This is a genomic window from Kitasatospora sp. NPDC057936, from assembly GCF_042887525.1.
Lineage (GTDB): Bacteria > Actinomycetota > Actinomycetes > Streptomycetales > Streptomycetaceae > Kitasatospora.
In genome coordinates, this window is record NZ_JBHVPD010000091.1 from 1 (window position 1) to 20,976 (window position 20,976).

The following is a 20,976-nucleotide window of genomic DNA, read 5'->3' on the forward strand; positions in this document are numbered from 1 at the left end:
CGGACTCACCCACAACGGCACCACCTGGCAGATCGGGGCTGCCGCCTGACAGCGGCAGCCCCGATCACACCAAGATCTTCATCAGCCTTCTAGGCGACGTTGACCCTCTGTCCGGGCGGCGCCGCCTCCAGCCAGGCGAGGAAGCCGGTGAGCGCGTCCTCGCTCATCGCGAGCTCCAGCGGGGCGCCGTTGTGCAGGCAGCGCAGCACCACCGAGCCGGAGAGCAGGGCGAGCTCCTCCTGGCCCTCCGGGTAGCGCCGGCCGAGCACCTCGATCTCCCGGCGCGGGAGCACCTTGCGCGGGCGCGGGGCGTACGAGAAGACCCGGAACCACTCGATCGAGTCGCCGCTGTACCGGCCGATACCAAAAACCCACCCCTTGCCGTCGGTCTGTGGGACCGGGGCCGAGGTGGGTTTGCCGTTCTCGTCGAGGTCGGGCTGCGTCGAGGCGTCGGCGGGCATTTTGAGCCGGTAGCTGCAGTCGAACGTGCCGCCCACCCGCTGGATGAGGCGGCGCCGTACCGCGAACGCGACCAGGCCGATCACACCGAGTGCCACGACCGCCGCACACACCACGAGGGCGAGGACCATGCTCACCTACCTCCTCGCTACCCGCGTTCCCCGTATCGGTCGTACAAGGCGACCGCGTTGACCTACCAACTGAGACGACAGTCCCGGGGTCACGCTCGCGCGTCCCCGGGACCGTCGGTCGACCCCGCCGAGGCGGGGTCAGGCGTACTCAGACGTGCGCCTTGAGGCCGCGCGCCGCGAACAGGCGGACCTCGGCGCGACGCTCGGCGTGCGCGTCCAGGTCGGACTTGGCCTGCTCCAGCGCGCGCTCGGCGCGAGCGACGTCGATCTCGTCCGCCAGCTCGGCGATCTCCGCGAGCAGAGACAGCTTGTTGTCGGCGAAGGAGATGAAGCCGCCGTGCACCGCGGCGACGACGGTGCCGCCGTCCACCGTGCGGATGGTGACCGGGCCGGTCTCCAGCACGCTCAGCACCGGGGTGTGACCCGGCATGATGCCGGTGTCACCGGAGGCCGTACGGGCGACGACGATGGTGGCCGCACCGGACCACACCTTGCGGTCGGCTGCGACCAGCTCGACGTGCAGCTCAGCCAACGTGGGCTCCTAGGCTCATGCAACCCCCGATTACTCGGGAGTTTCGGTAAGAATAACGGCCCCGCGCCTCCGGCATGAAACCGGCGGCACGGATTTGACCGGAATCACAGCCGATGCGACGCGAGGGGTGGGTCCCAGGGTTGGGGCCCACCCCTCACGGTCACTCGGCTGCTACCGGCCGCGATTACTTCTTCGCCAGCTCGGCGGCGTTCTTCTCGAGGTCCTCGATGCCACCGCACATGAAGAAGGCCTGCTCCGGGACGGTGTCGTACTTGCCGTCCGCGATCGCGTTGAACGCCTCGATGGTCTCCGACAGCGGAACGGTCGAGCCGTCGACGCCGGTGAACTGCTTGGCCACGTAGGTGTTCTGCGAGAGGAAGCGCTCGATGCGACGGGCGCGGTGCACCGTGATCTTGTCTTCCTCGGACAGCTCGTCCATACCGAGGATGGCGATGATGTCCTGCAGGTCCTTGTACTTCTGCAGGATCCCCTTGACACGGATGGCCGTCTCGTAGTGGTTCTGCGCGATGTACCGCGGGTCGAGGATGCGGGACGTGGAGTCCAGCGGGTCGACGGCCGGGTAGATGCCCTTCTCCGAGATCGGGCGCGACAGAACGGTCGTCGCGTCCAGGTGGGCGAAGGTGGTGGCCGGGGCCGGGTCGGTCAGGTCGTCCGCGGGGACGTAGATCGCCTGCATCGAGGTGATCGAGTGACCGCGGGTCGAGGTGATGCGCTCCTGCAGGAGGCCCATCTCGTCGGCCAGGTTCGGCTGGTAGCCCACCGCGGAGGGCATGCGGCCGAGCAGGGTCGACACCTCGGAACCGGCCTGGGTGAACCGGAAGATGTTGTCGATGAAGAGGAGCACGTCCTGCTTCTCGACGTCACGGAAGTACTCCGCCATGGTCAGCGCGGAGAGCGCGACGCGCAGACGGGTGCCCGGCGGCTCGTCCATCTGGCCGAAGACCAGCGCGGTCTTGTCCAGAACGCCCGAGTCGACCATCTCGTGGATGAGGTCGTTGCCCTCACGGGTGCGCTCGCCGACGCCGGCGAACACCGACACACCACCGAAGTTCTCGGCGACGCGGTAGATCATCTCCTGGATCAGAACGGTCTTGCCGACACCGGCACCACCGAACAGACCGATCTTGCCACCCTGGACGTACGGGGTGAGGAGGTCGATGACCTTGATGCCGGTCTCGAACATCTCGGTCTTCGACTCGAGCTCGGAGAAGTTCGGGGCCTTGCGGTGGATGGGCCACCGGACCTCGACCTGCGACTCGAACTCGGCCTTGTCGACGTTCAGCACCTCACCGAGGGCGTTGAAGACCTTGCCCTTGGTGATCTGGCCGACCGGCACGGAGATGGCGGCACCGGTGTCGGTGACCTGCGCGCCACGGACCAGGCCGTCGGTCGGCTGCATCGAGATGCCGCGGACCAGGCCGTCGCCGAGGTGCTGGGCGACCTCGAGGGTGAGGATCTTCTTGCCCGAGCCGTCGGGGTTGTCCACCTCGACGTGCAGGGCGTTGAACATGTTCGGAATGGCGTCGACGGGGAACTCCACGTCGACGACCGGGCCGATGACCCGCGCGACGCGGCCCGTCGCCGTGGTCGGCTCAACAGTGGTGGTCATACTCATTCGCTCCCGCGGCTAGCGTCGGCGAGGGCGTTGGCGCCACCGACGATCTCGCTGATTTCCTGGGTGATCTCGGCCTGACGGGCCGAGTTGGCAAGCCGCGTGAGCGACTTGATGAGCTCGCCGGCGTTGTCCGTCGCGCTCTTCATCGCGCGCCGACGTGCGGCGTGCTCGGAGGCGGCGGACTGAAGCAGCGCGCTGTAGATCCGGCTCTCGACGTACCGCGGCAGCAGGGCGTCGAGGACGCCCTCGGCCGACGGCTCGAAGTCGTACAGCGGGAAGATCTCCGCCTTGGCCGGCTGCTCGCCCTGCTGGACCTCGTCCAGCTTCAGCGGCAGCAGCCGCGCCTCGACCGCGTTCTGCGTCAGCATCGACACGAACTCGGTGGAGACGATGTGGATCTCGTCCACGCCGCCGGTCTCGGCCGTGAAGGCCTCGATCAGCTCGGCCGCCACGACCTTCGCGTCGCCGTAGCCCGGCTTGTCCGAGAAGCCCGTCCACGACTGGCCCACCGCGAGGTTGCGGAAGGTGTAGTAGGACAGACCCTTGCGGCCCACGATGTAGGTCACGACGTCCTTGCCCTCGCCGCGCAGGCGCTCGGAGAGCACCATCGAGGCCTTGATGGCGTTGGACGAGTAACCGCCGGCCAGGCCGCGGTCCGCCGTGATCAGCAGGACGGCGGCGCGGGTGGCGTTCGGGTTCTCGGTGGTGAGCGGGTGCTTGGCGTTGGACCGGGTGGCCACCGCCGTCACCGCCCGGGTGAGCTCATCGGCGTACGGGGTGGAGGCGGCCACCGCGCGCTGCGCCTTGCCGATGCGCGCCGCGGAGATCATCTCCATCGCCTTGGTGATCTTCTTCGTCGCGGTGACAGAGCGGATCCGGCGCTTGTAGACCCGAAGCTGTGCTCCCATGGGTCGTTACGTCCTTTCCCTCGCTACCGGACTCAGGCCTGCTCGCCGAGGAGCTTGCCGTCGGCGGTGGTGAAGCCCTGCTTGAAGGCGGCGATCGCGCTGGTGAGAGCGTCGATGGTGCCGTCCTCCAGCTTGCTGGTCTCGACGATGCCGGCCAGCAGGTCCTTGTGCTGCAGGCGCAGGTGGTCCAGGAACTCGCGCTCGAAGCGGCGGATGTCCGCGACCGGGACGTCGTCCAGCTTGCCGGTGGTGCCGGCCCAGATGGAGACGACCTGCTCCTCGACCGGGAACGGCTGGTACTGGCCCTGCTTCAGCAGCTCGACCATGCGCGCACCGCGCTCCAGCTGGGCCTTGGAGGCCGCGTCCAGGTCGGAGCCGAAGCCGGCGAAGGCCTCCAGCTCGCGGTACTGGGCGAGGTCCAGGCGCAGACGGCCGGCGACCGACTTCATCGCCTTGATCTGGGCCGAGCCACCGACGCGGGAGACCGAGATGCCGACGTTCACGGCCGGGCGGATGCCGGCGTTGAACAGGTCGGACTCCAGGAAGCACTGGCCGTCGGTGATGGAGATGACGTTGGTCGGGATGTACGCCGAGACGTCGTTGGCCTTGGTCTCGATGATCGGCAGACCGGTCATCGAGCCCGCGCCCAGCTCGTCGGAGAGCTTCGCGCAGCGCTCCAGCAGGCGGGAGTGCAGGTAGAAGACGTCACCCGGGTAGGCCTCGCGGCCCGGCGGGCGGCGCAGCAGCAGGGAGACGGAGCGGTAGGCCTCGGCCTGCTTCGACAGGTCGTCGAAGATGATGAGGACGTGCTTGCCGTCGTACATCCACTCCTGGCCGATGGCCGAACCGGTGTACGGGGCGAGGTACTTGAAGCCGGCCGGGTCGGAGGCGGGAGCGGCCACGATCGTGGTGTACTCCAGCGCGCCGGCCTCCTCCAGGGCGCCGCGGACGGACGCGATGGTGGAGCCCTTCTGGCCCACGGCGACGTAGATGCAGCGGACCTGCTTCTTCGGGTCGCCCGAGCGCCAGTTGTCACGCTGGTTGATGATCGTGTCGATCGCCACGGCGGTCTTGCCGGTCTGGCGGTCGCCGATGATCAGCTGACGCTGGCCGCGGCCGATCGGGGTCATCGCGTCGATGGCCTTGATACCGGTCTGCATCGGCTCGTGGACCGACTTGCGGACCATGACGCCGGGGGCCTGCAGCTCCAGGGCGCGGCGGCCGGTGGCGGCGATCTCGCCCAGGCCGTCGATCGGGTTGCCCAGCGGGTCCACGACGCGGCCGAGGTAGCCGTCGCCGACCGGGACCGACAGGACCTCGCCCGTGCGGCGCACGGTCTGGCCCTCTTCGATGCCGCCGAACTCGCCGAGGATGACGACACCGATCTCGCGGGTGTCGAGGTTCAGCGCGAGGCCGAGCGTGCCGTCCTCGAACTTCAGCAGCTCGTTCGCCATGACCGAGGGGAGACCCTCGACATGGGCGATGCCGTCCGCCGCGTCAGTGACCGTGCCGACCTCTTCCACAGAAGCGGCGTCCGGCTGGTACGACTGGACAAAGTCGGCCAGCGCGTCCCGGATCTCCTCCGGACGGATCGTAAGCTCCGCCATCAGGCTTCCCTGCTCTCCTAGTTTGCGATCCTCGGCCCGCCATTGAGGGCCGCAAGTATTCGACTCTCGGCCGGGTCTGCCGAACCGGCCGTACGATGTGCCGGCTCCGTTGGGAGCCGGTTTCCCGACCGAGGGTCGGATGTGCTGCTTCGGTACTCAGCCTTCGAGCGACTGGCGAGCGCCTTCGAGGCGGCTCGACACGGTGCCCTCGATGATCTCGGCGCCGATCTGCACCCGGACCCCGCCGACGACCTCCGGGTCGACGTCGATGTTCAGGTGGACCTGGCGGCCGTACATCCGGCCCAGAGCACCGGACAGGCGCTCCTTCTGTGCGTCCGACAGCGGCACCGCGGTGGTGACCAGGGCCACCACCCGGCCGCGACGCGCGGCGGCGAGCTTCGAGTAGGACTCCAGGCCCTGCTCCAGGCTACGGCCACGCGGCGCGTTCACGAGGGCGGTGACCAGCCGGACGGTGCCCGCGTTGGCGCGGCCGCCGAGCAGCTTCTTGATCAGCTCCGCCTTGGCGGCGGTGCCGGCCTTCGGCTCGGTCAGCGCGGCGCGCAGCTCGTGCGAGCCGGCCACGACGCGGCCGAAGCGGAACAGCTCGTCCTCGACGTCGTCCAGCGCGCCCGCCTTGTCGGCGGCGATGACCTCGGCGTACGCGGCGAGCTGCTCGGTCGCGTCGACCAGGTCGCGCGAACCGGACCAGCGCGAGCGGACCAGGCCGGCCACCAGGTCGGCGGTCTCGCCGGAGACCTGACCGGTCAGCAGCGAGGAGACCAGCTGGGCCTTGTCCTGGCCCGACCGGGACGGGTCGGTCAGGACGCGGCGCAGCGACACCTCACGGTCCAGCAGGACCGTGACGGCGGTGAGCTCCTCGGCGAGCTTGACCGCGTCCACCGAGGTGGAGTCGGTCAGGCTCTCCAGGTTCTGCCGCCCGGCGGCGAGGGCCTCACGGCTTGCGCCGATCACTTGGCCGCACCCTGAGCAACGGCGGCCTTGGCCTCCAGCTCGTCCAGGAAGCGGTCGATGACGCCGCTCTGCCGGGCGTGGTCCTCGAGGGACTCACCCACGATGCGGGAGGCCAGCTGGGAGGCCAGCGAACCCACGTCCTGGCGCAGGGCGGCAGTCGCCTGCTTCTTGTCGGCCTCGATCTGCGCGTGACCGGCGGCGACGATGGCCTCGCGCTGACGCTGGCCCTCCTCGCGCATCTCGGCGAGCTGGGCAGCGCCCTGCTCGCGAGCCTGCTCGACGATGCGGGCAGCCTCGTGACGCGCCTCGGCGAGCTCGGCGCGGTACTGCTCAAGCAGGGCCTGGGCCTCGGCCTGAGCGGCCTCGGCGCGCTCCATGCCGCCCTCGATGGCGTCCCGGCGCTCCGACAGCACCTTCTCGATGCTGGGGAGGAGCTTCTTGCCGAGCAGACCGAAGACGATGAAGAAGCAGAGCAGGCCGATGATCACCTCGGGCCACGCGGGGAGGAGAGGGTTCATCTTCTCCTCGGCCGCGAGCGAAAGCACGGGGCTCATATCTGGACCTTCCTCAGAAAGGGTCTACGGCGGATTACTTGTTGCCGAAGACGAACGGCATGACGATGCCGATGAGGGCGAGCGCCTCGGTCAGCGCGAAGCCGATGAACATGTTGGAACGGATGAGACCGGCAGCCTCGGGCTGACGGGCCATGGCCTGGACACCGTTGCCGAAGATCAGACCGACGCCGATGCCGGGGCCGATCGCGGCGAGGCCGTAGCCGATGGAGGCGACGGAACCGTAGACGTTGCCCTCAGCGAGGATGCTCATTGACGTTGTCCTTTGCAGGGGTGGTGATCCGGTGGTGATTGGCCACCGGGCGATCCGGGAGGTGTGGTTCGGGGCGGGGCCGGAGCCCCGGGGCTCAGTGCGCCTCTTCCAGGGCACCGGCGATGTAGCTGCTGGCCAGCATCACGAAGATGTAGGCCTGCAGGAACTGGACCAGCAGCTCGAAGGCGGTCAGCGCGACGGCCACGATGAAGGAGGCCGAGCCGTACAGCGCGCCCAGGGTCGGGCTGAGCAGGTACCAGGAGGCGATGGAGAACATCACGATCAGCAGGTGGCCGGCGAACATGTTCGCGAAGGCTCGGACCGCGAGCGTGAAGGGGCGCACGAAGATGTTCGAGAAGAACTCGATCGGCACCAGGATGAACATGACCCAGCCGGGGATGCCCGACGGCCAGCAGAGGTTCTTCAGACCGCCGACGAAGCCGTGCTTCTTGAAGGTCAGCGTCATGTAGGTGATCCACACGACCGCCGCGAGGCCGGCCGGGAACGCGATCGCCGCCGAGACGGGGAACTGCGCGAAGGGGATGATCGACATGATGTTCATCAGCCAGATGAAGAAGAACATCGAGACGAGCATCGGGACGTACTTCTCGCCCTTCTTGCCGATCGTCTCCAGCACGATGGAGCGCTTGACGAAGTCGTAGCCGATCTCACCGACCAGCTGCAGCTTGCCCGGGACGAGGCGCGGCTTGGCGAAGGCGGCCCAGAAGAAGACGACCACCAGCACGGCGACGATCATCGACAGCAGCATCGGCTTGTTGAAGTCGACGCCGCCGATCGTGAAGATCGGCTTGAACGAGAACTCGTTCAGACCCGGCGCCGGGAAGCCACAGCCAGCGTCCCCGAAGTGGCAACTGCTGGCGAGGGGGAGTTCAGCACTCACCACGGACTCCTTCGTCGTGACGCATGGTTACGGCAACCTCGGTGTGTCGGCGCGGCCTGCGGCCACGGAGCGGCACTGGAACTTGATGGGTTTCTCGCGGATCCTGCGCGGCGGTGCGCTGCACCACTGCGGGATCATCGAAGACTGCGCGGATCCGGGGGGCGATCCGTCCAATGTCCGGACAGACCTGGCCTCTTCCCGTACTCCGTTGTTGCGACGGACGATAGCAGCCCGTCAGTGGCGCATAAACACCGCCCCCCTCGTTGGGGGGACAGTCGGGCCTCGTCACTGTTGACGTCCCGAGCCGGAGGACTTGTCGTCCTTCTTTTCGGAGGCGTCGGGGACGACGTAGAAGGTCTTGGCCTTGAGTGCGCCGCGCACCTGGAAGCCCGTCCAGACGAGGGCGCAGCCCAGCAGGGTGAAGGCGAACGCCTGCCGGTTGAAGAGCTCGGTGTTCTTGAAGACCGCGAGCACGATGCCGACCAGCAGGATCTGCGTGGTGTACACGAGCAGCGCGGCGGCCATCATGATGTGCGGGTTCGACCTGGTCAGCCGGTCGAGCGCGACCTGGCCGAAGCTGAAGAAGGCCATCACGAGCAGCGCGCCGAAGAGGGCGCCGAGCAGAGCCTTCCCACCGGCGACGGGGAACGAGATCGCCATGGCGATGATCCCGGCGACCGCAGTGGGAATCGCGGCGCCTCGGAGGATCCGGGCGTCGTTGGACGGCATGTCGGCAGCTCCGGCGGCATGTCGGTGTTACGGGGACGGGGCAGAACACTCGGTGGGGTGGCACCGGACCGAGGGGCCGCCGCCGGGCCGCCCGCTGGAGCGGCGGGCCCGTCGAGGGAGACCGACCAGGGACGGAAGTCCTCCACCTGTCAGGTCTTTCGGCGTGTTCTCGGTACTCGTGAACGGTATCACAAACTATTTGATGAGAGCTTTACCATGAATGTGTGGCTCCTGTCACACTGGCGGAGCAAGAGTGCCGCCGATCGGGTGAACCCATCTGGCGGAGCGTCAAATTCCTTGCTAGCGCCGCCCGGTGGTCCGACCGTGGGGTTCGGAGGACGCCGAGGAGCCCTCGCCGGCTTCACCCAGAAGTTGCTTGTCCTTGGCCGACAGTTCAGCCATCGGACCGGAGGGCTGCCGGCGGTAGCGCGGCGGCACGAAGGCCTGCACCGCGCGCGGGGCGCGCGGCCGGAACCGCGGCGTCAGCAGCACGACCAGGCCGACCAGGCAGAGCCCGGCGAGCGTCAGCACCACCGTGCGGCCGGTGTTGGTGACCGAGAAGGCCACCGTGCCGAAGGCGATCAGCGCCGCCCAGAAGTACATGATCAGCACGGCCCGGCTGTGCGAGTGCCCGACCTGGAGCAGCCGGTGGTGCAGGTGGCGCTTGTCCGCGGCGAACGGCGACTGGCCCGCCCAGGTGCGGCGGACGACGGCGAGCAGCAGGTCGGCCAGCGGCAGCGCGATGACGGTCAGCGGCAGCAGCAGCGGGATGTAGATCGGCACGAGGGCGTGGACGGTGGCGGTCTGCGACCCGGTCTCGTTGTTGATCAGGTCCGGGTCGACCCGGCCGGTGATCGAGATCGCGGCGACGGCCAGCATCAGGCCCAGCATCATCGAGCCGGAGTCGCCCATGAAGATCCGCGCGGGGTGCATGTTGTGCGCCAGGAAGCCCAGGCACATGCCGATCAGCAGCACGCTGAACAGCACGGCGGGGGCGGCGTCGGTGATCGCGTAGCCGTACCAGAGCCGGTAGGAGTACAGGAAGAACGCCATCGCGGCGATGCAGACCATGCCGCCGGCCAGGCCGTCCAGGCCGTCGATGAAGTTCACCGCGTTGACCATGACGACGACCAGCGTCACCGAGATGACCATGCCCTGGGTGGGACTGACGGCGACCGCGCCGACACCGGGCACCGGCAGGGTGATCACCGTGACCCCCTGCCAGACCATCACACCGGCGGCGATCATCTGGCCGCCGAGCTTGACCAGCGCGTCCACGCCCCACTTGTCGTCGAGCACGCCGAGCAGCCACATGATCCCGGCGCCGGAGAGCAGCGCGCGGATGTCGGTGCCCTGGGTGAACACCTTGCTCAGGTTGTCGAGTTGGGAGGCGACCAGGATGCCCGCGCACAGTCCGCCGAACATCGCGATGCCGCCGAGCCGCGGGGTGGGCTCGCGGTGCACGTCCCGGGCCCGGACCGGCGGCATGGCGCCGGCCGCGATCGCGAACTTCCGGACCGGGCCGGTCAGCAGGTAGGTGACGGCCGCGGTGGTGAACAGGACCAGCAGATACTCACGCACCACTGGCCTCCTGCGTCACTGTCCTGCGGGAAGGTACCCAAGGTACTCCCGCGCCTGTCCGGGGTTCGAGGTGCGTCGCCACGGCACACACCTTATTGAGTCGGACGCCGGGGACGCGCATCGCGGTTCGCCCTACCGGGTAGGAGAACCGGATACGCCGCCGCGCTCGTTCACCCGCGGTCCGCGAAGGACAGGGCCAGTTCCCGCACCCGCGCGCCGACCGCCGCGACCTCGTCCCCGGCCAGCAGTCGGCCGATCAGCCCGGCGATCTCCGCGAGCTCCCGCTCCCCCATCCCCTGCGTGGTCACCGTGCCGGTGCCGAGCCGGATCCCGGAGGCCTCGGAGGGCGGCGCGGGGTCGTACGGCAGGGCGCTCTTGCCGAGCAGCAGCCCGGCCGCCGCGCAGCGCCGCTCCGCCTCGGCCCCGGTGACGCCGAGCGGGCGCACGTCGGCCGTCACGAGGTGGGTGTCGGTCCCACCGGTCAACGGGCGCATACCGGCCTGCGCGAGCCCCTCGGCGAGTACGCGCGCCCCGGCGACCGCCCGCCGCGCGTACTCCCGGTAGGCGGGCGTCGCGGCCTCCGCGAGCGCCACGGCCTTGCCGGCCACCTCGTTCATCGCCGCGCCGCCCTGGCTGAACGGGAACACCGCCCGGTCGATCCGCTCGGCCAGCTCCGCGGTGGACAGCAGCAGGCCGCCGCGCGGGCCGCGCAGCAGCTTGTGGGTGGCCGCCACCGTGACGTCCGCGTACGGCACCGGGGAGGGCGCCGCACCGGCCGCGATCAGGCCGGTGGTCTGCGCGGCGGAGGCGATGAGGTACGCGTCCACCTCGTCGGCGATCTCCCGGAACCCGGCCCAGTCCGGGTGCCTGGGGTGGGAGATCGAGCCCGCCACGATGGCCTTCGGCCGCACCCGGCGGGCGAGTTCGCGCACCTGGTCGAGGTCGATCAGCCCGTCGTCCTCGCGCACGCCGTAGCCGGTGAAGGTGAACCACCGGCCGGAGAAGTTCGCCCGCGAGCCGCAGCTGAGGTGCCCGCCGTGCTCCAGCGACATCGCCAGGACGCCGTCGCCGGGCCGCAGCAGCGCCGCGTACGCCGCCAGCATCGCCGAAGTCGCCGAGCGGGGCTGGACGTTGGCGTGGGGCGCGGCGAACAGCTCGCGCGCCCGGTCGATCGCCAGGAGCTCCGCGGCGTCCGCGAGGGCGCAGCCGGTGTGGTGGCGGCGTCCGGGGTACCCCTCGGCGTACTTGTCGATCAGCGGGCCGCCCAGGGCCGCCAGGACGGCCGGTGAGGTCAGGTTCTCCCCCGCCAGCAGCTGGACCGTCTCGGCCCGCCGCTCGGCCTCCGCGGCCAGCAGGTCGGCCAGCTGGGGATCGGCCCGGTGCAGCGCCTCGGACGCCCAGGGGCGCCCCGTCGTCGTGGTGGTGCCGGACACGGCGTCGGTGACGGTCATGGCGGTGCTCCCGGGCGCTACGGGGGTCGGTCCCTCCAGCGTAGGACCGGGCCCCCCGGGCGGCTCGCCGACGCGGGCCGGGTGCACCCGGGCGGGCGCGCGCGGGGCCCTGCGGGACGCGGGCGCTCAGGGGTGCGCGGGCACTCCGGTGAGCGCGGTGACCACCGGGTCGACCGCGTGGAATATCTCCTCGCCGCAGTTGCGGAACATGCCGATCGGCGCCCCGTACGGGTCGTCCACCTCGTCGGACTCCGGAGTGGCGGCCAGCAGCCAGCCGCGCAGCGCGGCGGCGGCCCGGACCAGCGCGCGGGCACGCTCGGTGACGTCCGCGCCGCGGCGCGGGTCCGGCAGGGTGCCCGGGTCTATCGTCCGCACCAGCCGGGTGAACTCCTTCAGCGTGAAGGTCCGCAGCCCCGCCTCGTGGCCCATCGAGATGACCTGGGCGCGGTGGTCCAGGGTCGCGGTGAGCACCAGGTCGGCCTCGACCACGTGCTCGTCCAGCAGCTCCCGGCCGGTGAAGCCGCCGCTGTCGGCGCCGTACTCGTCGAGCACGGTCGCGGCGTGGTCCTCCATCGGCGCGCCCACGTGGCCCCAGGTGCCGGCGCTCTCCACCAGGATCCGCCCGGCCACTCGGGGGCTGAGCCGGGTGTCGAGCTCACGCCGGGTCAGCCGCTCGGCGATCGGCGAACGGCAGATGTTGCCGGTGCAGACGTACAGGATCCGGAAGTGGTCCAGCGGCCTGGGTCCCACGCTCAGGTACGGCGCTATGCCCGGACCGGCGTGGAGCGAGGCGGTGGGTGTCAACTTCCGGCCTCCAGGTCGGGAACGACCTCCCTCAGCTGCTCGACGCTGATCGCGCCCGCCCGCAGCAGGACCGGGACCTTGCCCGTGACGTCGACGATGGACGAGGCGGTCGCGTGGTCGGCCTGGCCGCCGTCCAGGTAGACCGAGATGGCGTCGCCGAGCTGCGCCTGCGCCTCGTCGCAGGTGGCCGGGGACGGGCCGCCGGTCTTGTTGGCGCTGGAGACGGCCAGCGGTCCGGTGGCGTTCAGCAGTTCGATGGCGACCGGGTGCAGCGGCATCCGGACGGCGACGGTGCCGCGGGTCTCGCCGAGGTCCCAGCGCAGCGAGGGCTGGTGCTTGGCGACCAGGGTGAGGCCACCGGGCCAGAAGGCGTCGACGAGCTCCCAGGCCTGCTCGGAGAAGTCGGTGACCAGGCCGTGCAGGGTGGTCGGGGAGCCGACCAGGACGGGCGAGGGCATGTTGCGGCCCCGGCCCTTGGCGGCCAGCAGGGCGGCCACGGCCTCCGGTGAGAACGCGTCGGCGCCGACGCCGTACAGGGTGTCGGTGGGCAGCACGACGAGTTCGCCGCGGCGGATCGCGGAGGCGGCCTCCCGCAGACCGGTGGTGCGGTCCCCGGCATCGGCACAGTCGTAGCGGCGGCTCATCGGTGCGGTCCCCTTCCGGAGTGGCTCATGACGTTCACGGCGCGGCCCTGCGCGCGGCGGGTCACGACGACGCCCTTCGGGCTGTCGTGCTGTGCTCGCCGATTCACAACGACACCCTTCGGGCGGTCGTACTGTGCTCGATCGTTCACAACGACACCCTTCGGGCGGTTGTGAAGCGCGGCCGGTTGTTCAGGTCGCGGTGGTCGGCGGTGTCCGTCCAGCCGCGTTCCTCGTTGAAGATCCACGGCACCTGGCCGCCCTGCTGGTCGGCGTGCTCGATCACCACCGCGCCGCCCGGGCGCAGCAGCCGGGCGGCCACCCGCTCGATGCCGCGGATGGTGTCCAGGCCGTCCTCGCCCGAGAACAGCGACATCTGCGGGTCGTGGTCGCGGGCCTCGGGGGCGACGTACTCCCACTCGGTGAGCGGGATGTACGGCGGGTTGGAGATGACCAGGTCGAAGCGGCCGTCCCAGGAGCGGTCGTCGGCGAAGGCCTTGGTGGCGTCGCCGGCGTGCAGGGTGATGCGGGCCCGGTCCGGGCTGGCGTCGATGTTGCGCCGGGTGTACTCCAGCGCGCCCTCGTCGAGCTCGAAGGCGTGCACGGTCGAGCGCGGCAGCTCCTGGGCGAGCGCGAGCGCGATGGCGCCCGAGCCGGAGCACAGGTCGACGACCAGCGGCTCGGCGACGTCCATGTCGCGGACGGCGTCTATGGCCCACTCGACGACGCTCTCGGTCTCCGGCCGGGGCACGAACACCCCGGGGCCGACCTCCAGCTCCAGGTAGCGGAAGAACGCCCGCCCGGTGATGTGCTGGAGCGGCTCGCGCGCCTCGCGGCGGGAGACGGCCTCCCAGTAGCGGGCGTCGAAGTCGGCGTCCTTCACCGTGTGCAGCTGGCTGCGCTTGACGTTGTGGACGTAGGCGGCGAGTTCCTCCGCGTCGAAGCGCGGCGAGGGCACGCCGGCCGCGGCCAACCGCTGGGTGGCCTGAGCCACCTCGGCGAGCAGCAGGTTCATCCGTACGACCTCTTGTTTCTGCGCTCCGGCTGCGGGGTTGTCCGGCGCTGGCGCGCCGGTCTCAGTTCTGTTGGGCCGCGGCGAGCTTGGCCGCCGCGTCCGCGTCGACGCAGGACTGGATCACCGCGGTCAGCTCGCCGTCCAGGACCTGGTCCAGGTTGTACGACTTGAAGCCCGTGCGGTGGTCCGAGATGCGGTTCTCGGGGTAGTTGTACGTGCGGATCCGCTCGGAGCGGTCCACCGTGCGGACCTGGCTGCGGCGCGCGTCCGAGGCCTCCCGCTCGGCCTCCTCCTGCGCGGCGGCGAGCAGGCGCGAACGCAGGATGCGCATCGCCTGCTCCTTGTTCTGCAGCTGGCTCTTCTCGTTCTGGCAGGACGCCACGATACCGGTCGGCAGGTGGGTGATCCGGACCGCGGAGTCGGTGGTGTTGACCGACTGGCCGCCGGGGCCGGACGAGCGGTAGACGTCGATCCGCAGGTCGTTGGCGAAGATCTCGACCTCGACCTCCTCCGCCTCGGGGGTGACCAGCACGCCCGCCGCGGAGGTGTGGATGCGGCCCTGCGACTCGGTGGCCGGCACGCGCTGCACGCGGTGCACGCCGCCCTCGTACTTCAGCCGGGCCCAGACGCCCTGGCCGGGCTCGGCGTTGCCCTTGGTCTTGACCGCGACCGAGACGTCCTTGTAGCCGCCGAGGTCCGACTCGTTGGAGTCGATGATCTCGGTCTTCCAGCCGGTCCGCTCGGCGAAGCGCAGGTACATCCGGAGCAGGTCGCCGGCGAACAGCGCGGACTCCTCGCCGCCCTCGCCCGCCTTGATCTCCAGGATGACGTCCTTGTCGTCGCTCGGGTCGCGCGGGACGAGCAGCAGCCGCAGCTCCTCCGTGAGCTCCTCGCGGCGCGCCTCGGAGTCCTTCACCTCGGCGATGAACTCCGGGTCCTCGGCGGCGAGTTCACGCGCCGCCTCGATGTCCTCGCCGGCCTGCCGCCACTCCCGGTAGACCCGGGTGATCGGGGTCAGCTCGGCGTACCGCTTGGCCAGCTTGCGGGCGTTGGCCTGGTCGGCGTGGACGGACGGGTCGGCCAGCCTCTTCTCGAGGTCGGCGTGCTCGACGAGGAGCTCTTCGACTGCCTCGAACATGGGGGTGGCCTTCTTCCCGGGGATCGGATGGGGTGGTGGGACGCGAACGGCGCCGGTCCCCAGCGCCCCCGGAACGAGTACGGGGGCACCGGGAACCGGCGCCGAGGGAGCGCTAGGCCTTCGCGCTGTGCTGCTTGCCGAAGCGGGCCTCGAAGCGGGCCACGCGGCCACCGGTGTCGAGGATCTTCTGCTTGCCGGTGTAGAACGGGTGGCACTGCGAGCAGACCTCGGCGCGGATCTCGCCGCTGGTCTCGGTCGAGCGGGTCGTGAACTCGGCGCCGCAGGTGCAGGTCACACGGGTGACCACGTACTCGGGGTGAACGTTGGACTTCAAGGGGTTCTCCTAGGTATCGGGAGGGCACCGGGTCGGCGGCTGGAATGCCGCACGTGAACCGGGACCGACGGTCCAGTCTGCCAGGACGGGCCGCATCTTCCCAAACCGGGTCGTGTCCCGGGTTATTCCGGACGCCCTCAGCGCCGCGCCGCGGCCGCCGGGGAGGCCGTCGGAGCCGCCTGGGCGGGGTTCTCGGGCTGGGCCGCGACGACCGCCTGCGGGATCGGCTGGTCGGCCTTGAGCGCCGCCCAGACCTGGTTCGCCTGGGGCTGCTGCTCGACCACCCGGTTGGGGTCGCTGGGGGCGGCGACCACCGGCAGGGTCACCATGCTCAGCTGGTCCGGGCCGATGCCCTTGAGCTCCTGGGCGAGGCCCACCAGCGCGTTCACCGACCCGAGCGCCGAGTCGGTGGTGATGCTCTTCGTGACGGTGTCGCCGATCGACCACAGCTTGACCGGGTCGGTGAGCAGGCCCGCCCCGCCGGTCTGCCGGAGCAGCGACTTCACCATCTGCTTCTGCAGCTCGATCCGGCCGAGGTCGCTGCCGTCGCCGACGCCGTGCCGGGTGCGGACGAAGGCGAGCGCCTGCCGGCCGTCGAGGTGGTGCTCGCCGGCCGGGAGGTCGAGCCCGCTGTCCTTGTCGTGGATGGCCACCGTGGTGGTCACGGTGGCCCCGCCTATCGCGTCCACGACCCGGGCGAACCCGGCGAAGTCGACCTGCACGTAGTGGTCCATCCGCAGCCCGGTCAGCTGCTCGGTGGTCTTGACCGCGCAGGCGGCGCCGCCGGCCTCGAAGGCGCTGTTGTACATGGCGCGCTTGAGGGCCGGCACGGGCTTGCCGCTCGCGTCGGTGCAGTCGGGGCGGTCGACGAGGGTGTCGCGCGGGATCGAGACGACCTCGGCGCGCGAGTGGTCCTGGCTGACGTGCACGACCATCGCGGTGTCGGAGCGCGCGGTGTCACCGGTGTCCCCGCCCGCCAGGCCGCCGTTCGCGCCGGCCCGCGAGTCGGAGCCCAGCACGAGGATGTTGAACGAGCCGTCGGTGGCGGCCGGCGGCCGGGCGTCGCCCAGCCGGGCGTTGATGTCGACGCTCTTGATGTTGCCGTCGAGCGTGAAGTAGGCCCACGCGGCGGCCCCGGCGCCGAGGACGGCGATCGCGGCGGACGCGCAGGCGACCACCCGCAGGACTCTGCGGCGGTTGCTCGGGACGCTCTTGTGCTCGGCCATACGCTCCAGGGTAAATCGGACAAGAGTCACCAATGTGGTCGAGATGTACCGACTCTGGAACAACCGGCCCGGATCCTGGGCCGGAGCCGGGCCCGGGAACGCCGGAACCCCGGACCGCTCGCGCGATCCGGGGTTCCGTGACGGCCGAGCCGTGCGACTGCGGTCAGTCGCCGGACCCGGGGGTCGTCTTGGCGATCTGCATCAGGAACTCGGCGTTGCTCTTGGTCTGCTTCATCTTGTCCAGCAGGAGCTCGATCGCCTGCTGCGAGTCGAGCGCGTGCAGCACCCGGCGCAGCTTCCAGACGATGGCCAACTCCTCGCTGCCGAGCAGGATCTCCTCCTTGCGGGTGCTGGAGGCGTCCACGTCGACGGCCGGGAAGATGCGCTTGTCCGAGAGCTTGCGGTCGAGCTTGAGCTCCATGTTGCCGGTGCCCTTGAACTCCTCGAAGATCACCTCGTCCATGCGCGAGCCGGTCTCGACCAGCGCGGTGGCCAGGATGGTCAGCGAGCCGCCGTTCTCGATGTTGCGCGCGGCACCGAAGAACTTCTTCGGCGGGTACAGCGCGGTCGAGTCGACACCACCGGACAGGATGCGGCCGGAGGCCGGCGCCGCCAGGTTGTAGGCGCGGCCGAGGCGGGTGATCGAGTCCAGCAGGATCACCACGTCGTGGCCGAGCTCCACCAGTCGCTTGGCGCGCTCGATCGCGAGCTCGGCGACGGTGGTGTGGTCCTCCGCCGGGCGGTCGAAGGTCGAGGAGATGACCTCGCCCTTCACCGACCGCTGCATGTCGGTGACCTCTTCCGGACGCTCGTCGACCAGGACGACCATCAGGTGGCACTCGGGGTTGTTGTGGGTGATCGCGTTGGCGACCGCCTGCAGCACCATCGTCTTGCCGGTCTTCGGCGGCGCGACGATCAGACCGCGCTGGCCCTTGCCGATCGGCGACACGAGGTCGATGATCCGGGTGGTCAGCACGCCCGGGTCGGTCTCCAGGCGCAGCCGCTCCTGCGGGTACAGCGGGGTGAGCTTGTTGAACTCGGGACGGCCGCGGCCGCTCTCCGGGTCCATGCCGTTGACGGAGTCCAGGCGCACCATGGCGTTGAACTTCTCGCGGCGCTCGCCCTCGCGCGGCTGGCGCACGGCGCCGGTGATGGCGTCGCCCTTGCGCAGGCCGTTCTTGCGGACCTGCGCCAGCGAGACGTAGACGTCGTTCTGGCCCGGCAGGTAGCCGGAGGTGCGCACGAACGCGTAGTTGTCGAGGATGTCCAGGATGCCCGCGACCGGGATCAGGACGTCGTCCTCGCCGATCTGCGGCTCGGGGGCGCCGGTCTCGAAGCCCTCGCGGCGGCTGCCGCGGCCACGGCGGTCGCGGTAGCGGCCGCGACGGCCGCGACGGCCGTCGCCGAACTCGTCGTCGTCGTAGCCGCCCTGCTGCGCCTGCGGCTGCTGCAGGGTCTGCTGCTGGCCGCCCTGGCGGGCCTGGCCGTCGCCCTGGGCGCCCTGCTGCTGGCCGCCGCCCTGCTGGCCCTGGCGGTCGGCGCGCTCACGGCGGTTGCGGCGGTCGCGGCGCGACTCGCGGCTCTCGCCGTCCTGGCCGGCCTGGACCTCGCCGCCCTCCTGGCGGTCGGTGCGCTCGCCGGTGTCGCGGCGGTCGCGGCGCTCGCGGCGGTCGCGGCGGGACTCGGTGCGGCCCTCCTCGCGGCCCTCGAAGGCGCGGGTCTCGGCCGGGCGGGCCTCGGTCTGCTTCGGCTCGGCCACGACGACGGCGGCCGGCTCGGCGGCGGCGGTCTCGGCGACCGGGGCGCCGGCGGCCGAGGTGGCGCGGCGGCGGGTGCGCTCGGCGCGGGCGGGCGCGGCGGTCTCGGCGGCGGCCTGGACCGGGATCTCGATCTGGGCCTGCGGCTCGTCGGCCGGGGCGGCGGCGGCCGCGGCGGCCTTGGTGCGGCGGGCCGGCTTCTCGGCCGGGGCCTCGGCGTCCGTCTTGGCGGCGGTGCGCTTGGCGGCCGGGGCGCCACCACCGGCGGCGAGCAGCGGGTCGCCGCCGCTCTTCTCCTTGATGGTCTCGATCAGCTGGCTCTTGCGCATGCGTCCGGTACCGGTGATGCCCAGGTCCGCGGCGAGCTTCTGCAGCTCGGCCAGGACCATCCCGTCCAGGCCCGCGGCGGCCGAACGGCGGCGCCGGGCCGGGGCAGCGGGGGCGGCGGCGTCCGACGCGTCGGCGTCCGGGCGCGCGCCCATCAGATCGGTGGTGTCGCTCACTAAGGGTCCTTCCCTGGAGCGGACGTCGGCCTGTCTGGCTCGGCGACCGGTTGTGCTGTCCTGACCAACGCTCGACTGCGTCGGTCCGAGGCGGGGATCCCTCGAATGGCGGAAGCCCGTCGAGGGAGAGCTGCGAGGTGCGGTGCACGAAGCACGGTGGTGCGAGTGGCGCGGTGGGCCGGCCGTGTGCCGACCTCCCCGAAGGGCGTACCCCCACGCTGCCTGCGAATCCCGGGCCCCCGTCGCGTGACGGTGGCCCGCGCTCCGCCCGTCCTGGCCTCAAGGTGGGAGGCCGCGGGTGGGAGTCAGGTGCCGTCACGGCTTCGGGATGCGGCCGCAAGTCGCGCAGGCAGGCTGCGTACGCGCTGCGGTGGGCTCCCGGAGAATCGTCGCCCCGAATATCGCCGGGACTCCGCGGCAGCGGAGTGCTGGGATCGGGACGCGGCGCACCGAGCCCCGGAGGGCACCTGGTGCAGCAATGAGGTTAACACTACCGACCCCCTCACACATTCCCCAGCCTTGCGCTTGCCAATCGTGTCCGGACGGCCCGGCTGCGGGCGTGCCGCCGCCGGGCCCGGGCGGACCGCCCGGACGTGCTGCTCAGGCGTCCAGCGGGAGCACCGTGGCGCCGGTGCGGTCGAGCTCCAGGCGGTGCGCGGCGAACGCCGGGTCGCCGCCGTGGCCGTGGTGCCCGGCGAAGGAGAGCACCTTGTCGGCGCCCGCCTCGTCGGTGAGCGCGAGGACGGTCGGGCCGGCCCCGGAGATGACGGCGGGGATGCCCTCCGCGCGCAGGGCGCCCACCAGTCCGGCGCTCTCGGGCATCGCGGAGGCGCGGTAGTCCTGGTGCAGCCGGTCCTCGGTGGCGGCGAGCAGCAGCTCGGGGCGCCGGGTCAGCGCCTCGACCATGAGCGCGGCGCGGCCCGCGTTCACCGCGGCGTCGCCGAGCGGGACGGTCTTGGGCAGCAGGCCGCGGGCGGTCTTGGTGAGCACCTCGGTGGCGGGCACGAAGACGACCGGCACGACCCGCTCGGACGGCTCCAGGACGACCGCCTTGGCCGACTCCTCGTCGGTCCAGGCGACGGTGAAGTTGCCGCGCAGGCAGGCCGCGACGTTGTCGGGGTGGCCCTCCAGCTCGGAGGCGAGGTCCAGCAGCGCGTCGTCGTCCAGCGCGGACGGGCCGCCGATGGTGACGGCGCGGGCGGCCACGAGGCCGGCGCAGATGGCCGCCGACGAGGAGCCGAGGCCCCGGCCGTGCGGTATCCGGTTGGCGCAGACCACTTCGAGGCCGCGCGGCTGGCCGCCGAGGCGGTCGAAGGCGGCGCGCATCGAGCGGACGACGAGGTGGCGCTCGTCGCGGGCCAGCGAGTCGGCGCCCTCGCCGGCGATGTCGACGGACAGGCCGGAGTCGGCGACCCGGACGACGACGTCGTCGTACAGGCCCAGCGCGAGTCCGAAGGCGTCGAAGCCCGGACCGAGGTTGGCGCTGGTCGCGGGGACCCGGACCCGGACGGCGGCGGCACGGAACGCGGGACCGGCCATGCGGTGGACTCTCCTGGGGAATTCGGCGGCGCGGAGCGCCTCGGTGCGGGGGTGGGGAGGCGGGCCGCGGGCCCCGTACCGGGGCGGGCGGTCACAGTCGTCGGTGCGGCCCGCGAGGGGGACGGACCCGGGGCATGTGCCACACGGCCGGACCCAGAGTATCGAAGAGAGGTTCCCCAGTGGTACACCCCGTGGGCCTTCGATCTGGTGTGTTGCCGCTTCTGGCCGGAATGCGCACCCCACCCGGTCAAAGGGCGGGGCGGAATCGGTTCGGAATGCGCAGTGGA

Annotated in this window: 20 protein-coding genes; all 20 read right to left on the minus strand. The window is 71.0% G+C overall.

All coding sequences use genetic code 11. The features are described 5' to 3' along the window. Positions 1–89: 89 nt before the first annotated feature. Complete coding sequence (locus tag ACFVU9_RS35055; protein ID WP_218201846.1) at positions 90–590, minus strand: DUF2550 domain-containing protein; 501 nt, start codon at positions 588–590, stop codon at positions 90–92. A 148-nt stretch (positions 591–738) separates the two neighbouring features. Beyond that, positions 739–1,122, minus strand: a complete 384-nt coding sequence (locus ACFVU9_RS35060; RefSeq protein WP_329927969.1) for a F0F1 ATP synthase subunit epsilon — start codon at positions 1,120–1,122, stop codon at positions 739–741. Between the two features lie 184 nt (positions 1,123–1,306). Next, positions 1,307–2,752, minus strand: coding sequence for a F0F1 ATP synthase subunit beta (gene atpD / locus ACFVU9_RS35065; protein WP_380440125.1), 1,446 nt, complete (start codon positions 2,750–2,752; stop codon positions 1,307–1,309). A gap of 2 nt (positions 2,753–2,754) precedes the next feature. Next, complete coding sequence (locus tag ACFVU9_RS35070; protein ID WP_380440123.1) at positions 2,755–3,666, minus strand: F0F1 ATP synthase subunit gamma; 912 nt, start codon at positions 3,664–3,666, stop codon at positions 2,755–2,757. Positions 3,667–3,698: 32 nt separating this feature from the next. Further along, entirely contained in the window at positions 3,699–5,273 is a 1,575-nt protein-coding gene (gene atpA, locus ACFVU9_RS35075; protein ID WP_380440121.1) for a F0F1 ATP synthase subunit alpha, read from the minus strand. 156 nt (positions 5,274–5,429) lie between these two features. Beyond that, positions 5,430–6,245, minus strand: a complete 816-nt coding sequence (locus tag ACFVU9_RS35080) for a F0F1 ATP synthase subunit delta (protein ID WP_387600572.1) — start codon at positions 6,243–6,245, stop codon at positions 5,430–5,432. Continuing rightward, positions 6,242–6,799 (minus strand): F0F1 ATP synthase subunit B, encoded by a 558-nt coding sequence (locus ACFVU9_RS35085; RefSeq protein ID WP_380440116.1) that lies wholly within the window; start codon positions 6,797–6,799, stop codon positions 6,242–6,244. Before ACFVU9_RS35085 ends, ACFVU9_RS35080 begins: the two co-directional genes overlap by 4 nt. A gap of 34 nt (positions 6,800–6,833) precedes the next feature. Then, the gene (atpE, locus tag ACFVU9_RS35090) at positions 6,834–7,070 is read right to left on the minus strand and encodes an ATP synthase F0 subunit C (RefSeq protein ID WP_350879602.1); all 237 of its coding nucleotides are present in this window, start codon (positions 7,068–7,070) and stop codon (positions 6,834–6,836) included. A gap of 94 nt (positions 7,071–7,164) precedes the next feature. Beyond that, complete coding sequence (gene atpB, locus ACFVU9_RS35095) at positions 7,165–7,971, minus strand: F0F1 ATP synthase subunit A (protein ID WP_380440114.1); 807 nt, start codon at positions 7,969–7,971, stop codon at positions 7,165–7,167. A gap of 285 nt (positions 7,972–8,256) precedes the next feature. Further along, positions 8,257–8,700: a hypothetical protein gene (locus tag ACFVU9_RS35100; RefSeq protein ID WP_380440112.1), complete on the minus strand. Its 444-nt coding sequence runs from the start codon at positions 8,698–8,700 to the stop codon at positions 8,257–8,259. Positions 8,701–9,000: 300 nt separating this feature from the next. Next, entirely contained in the window at positions 9,001–10,281 is a 1,281-nt protein-coding gene (locus tag ACFVU9_RS35105; protein ID WP_380440110.1) for an MraY family glycosyltransferase, read from the minus strand. Between the two features lie 170 nt (positions 10,282–10,451). Then, the gene (gene glyA, locus ACFVU9_RS35110; protein WP_380440108.1) at positions 10,452–11,732 is read right to left on the minus strand and encodes a serine hydroxymethyltransferase; all 1,281 of its coding nucleotides are present in this window, start codon (positions 11,730–11,732) and stop codon (positions 10,452–10,454) included. 126 nt (positions 11,733–11,858) lie between these two features. After that, positions 11,859–12,500 carry a protein-tyrosine-phosphatase gene (locus ACFVU9_RS35115; protein ID WP_359971718.1) on the minus strand — a complete coding sequence of 214 codons (642 nt, stop codon included), beginning with the start codon at positions 12,498–12,500 and terminating at the stop codon, positions 11,859–11,861. 32 nt (positions 12,501–12,532) lie between these two features. Next, entirely contained in the window at positions 12,533–13,180 is a 648-nt protein-coding gene (locus tag ACFVU9_RS35120) for an L-threonylcarbamoyladenylate synthase (protein WP_380440106.1), read from the minus strand. 145 nt (positions 13,181–13,325) lie between these two features. Beyond that, positions 13,326–14,192 carry a peptide chain release factor N(5)-glutamine methyltransferase gene (gene prmC, locus ACFVU9_RS35125; RefSeq protein WP_380440104.1) on the minus strand — a complete coding sequence of 289 codons (867 nt, stop codon included), beginning with the start codon at positions 14,190–14,192 and terminating at the stop codon, positions 13,326–13,328. Positions 14,193–14,253: 61 nt separating this feature from the next. Then, entirely contained in the window at positions 14,254–15,330 is a 1,077-nt protein-coding gene (prfA, locus tag ACFVU9_RS35130; RefSeq protein ID WP_380500579.1) for a peptide chain release factor 1, read from the minus strand. A gap of 112 nt (positions 15,331–15,442) precedes the next feature. Further along, positions 15,443–15,664 carry a 50S ribosomal protein L31 gene (rpmE, locus tag ACFVU9_RS35135; protein ID WP_030235761.1) on the minus strand — a complete coding sequence of 74 codons (222 nt, stop codon included), beginning with the start codon at positions 15,662–15,664 and terminating at the stop codon, positions 15,443–15,445. A 137-nt stretch (positions 15,665–15,801) separates the two neighbouring features. Continuing rightward, the gene (locus ACFVU9_RS35140; RefSeq protein WP_380440100.1) at positions 15,802–16,890 is read right to left on the minus strand and encodes an LCP family protein; all 1,089 of its coding nucleotides are present in this window, start codon (positions 16,888–16,890) and stop codon (positions 15,802–15,804) included. A 163-nt stretch (positions 16,891–17,053) separates the two neighbouring features. Beyond that, positions 17,054–19,150, minus strand: coding sequence for a transcription termination factor Rho (gene rho / locus ACFVU9_RS35145; protein ID WP_387600581.1), 2,097 nt, complete (start codon positions 19,148–19,150; stop codon positions 17,054–17,056). A gap of 600 nt (positions 19,151–19,750) precedes the next feature. Beyond that, the gene (thrB, locus tag ACFVU9_RS35150; protein WP_329927985.1) at positions 19,751–20,689 is read right to left on the minus strand and encodes a homoserine kinase; all 939 of its coding nucleotides are present in this window, start codon (positions 20,687–20,689) and stop codon (positions 19,751–19,753) included. Positions 20,690–20,976 lie beyond the last annotated feature (287 nt).

Coding starts and splice junctions, on each gene's coding strand:
- ACFVU9_RS35055 (WP_218201846.1), bottom strand. CDS start 590: ATGGTCCTCGCCCTCGTGGTGTGTGCGGCGGTCGTGGCACTCGGTGTG.
- atpD (WP_380440125.1), bottom strand. CDS start 2,752: ATGACCACCACTGTTGAGCCGACCACGGCGACGGGCCGCGTCGCGCGG.
- ACFVU9_RS35070 (WP_380440123.1), bottom strand. CDS start 3,666: ATGGGAGCACAGCTTCGGGTCTACAAGCGCCGGATCCGCTCTGTCACC.
- atpA (WP_380440121.1), bottom strand. CDS start 5,273: ATGGCGGAGCTTACGATCCGTCCGGAGGAGATCCGGGACGCGCTGGCC.
- ACFVU9_RS35085 (WP_380440116.1), bottom strand. CDS start 6,799: ATGAGCCCCGTGCTTTCGCTCGCGGCCGAGGAGAAGATGAACCCTCTC.
- atpE (WP_350879602.1), bottom strand. CDS start 7,070: ATGAGCATCCTCGCTGAGGGCAACGTCTACGGTTCCGTCGCCTCCATC.
- ACFVU9_RS35100 (WP_380440112.1), bottom strand. CDS start 8,700: ATGCCGTCCAACGACGCCCGGATCCTCCGAGGCGCCGCGATTCCCACT.
- glyA (WP_380440108.1), bottom strand. CDS start 11,732: ATGACCGTCACCGACGCCGTGTCCGGCACCACCACGACGACGGGGCGC.
- ACFVU9_RS35120 (WP_380440106.1), bottom strand. CDS start 13,180: ATGAGCCGCCGCTACGACTGTGCCGATGCCGGGGACCGCACCACCGGT.
- prmC (WP_380440104.1), bottom strand. CDS start 14,192: ATGAACCTGCTGCTCGCCGAGGTGGCTCAGGCCACCCAGCGGTTGGCC.
- prfA (WP_380500579.1), bottom strand. CDS start 15,330: ATGTTCGAGGCAGTCGAAGAGCTCCTCGTCGAGCACGCCGACCTCGAG.
- ACFVU9_RS35140 (WP_380440100.1), bottom strand. CDS start 16,890: ATGGCCGAGCACAAGAGCGTCCCGAGCAACCGCCGCAGAGTCCTGCGG.
- thrB (WP_329927985.1), bottom strand. CDS start 20,689: ATGGCCGGTCCCGCGTTCCGTGCCGCCGCCGTCCGGGTCCGGGTCCCC.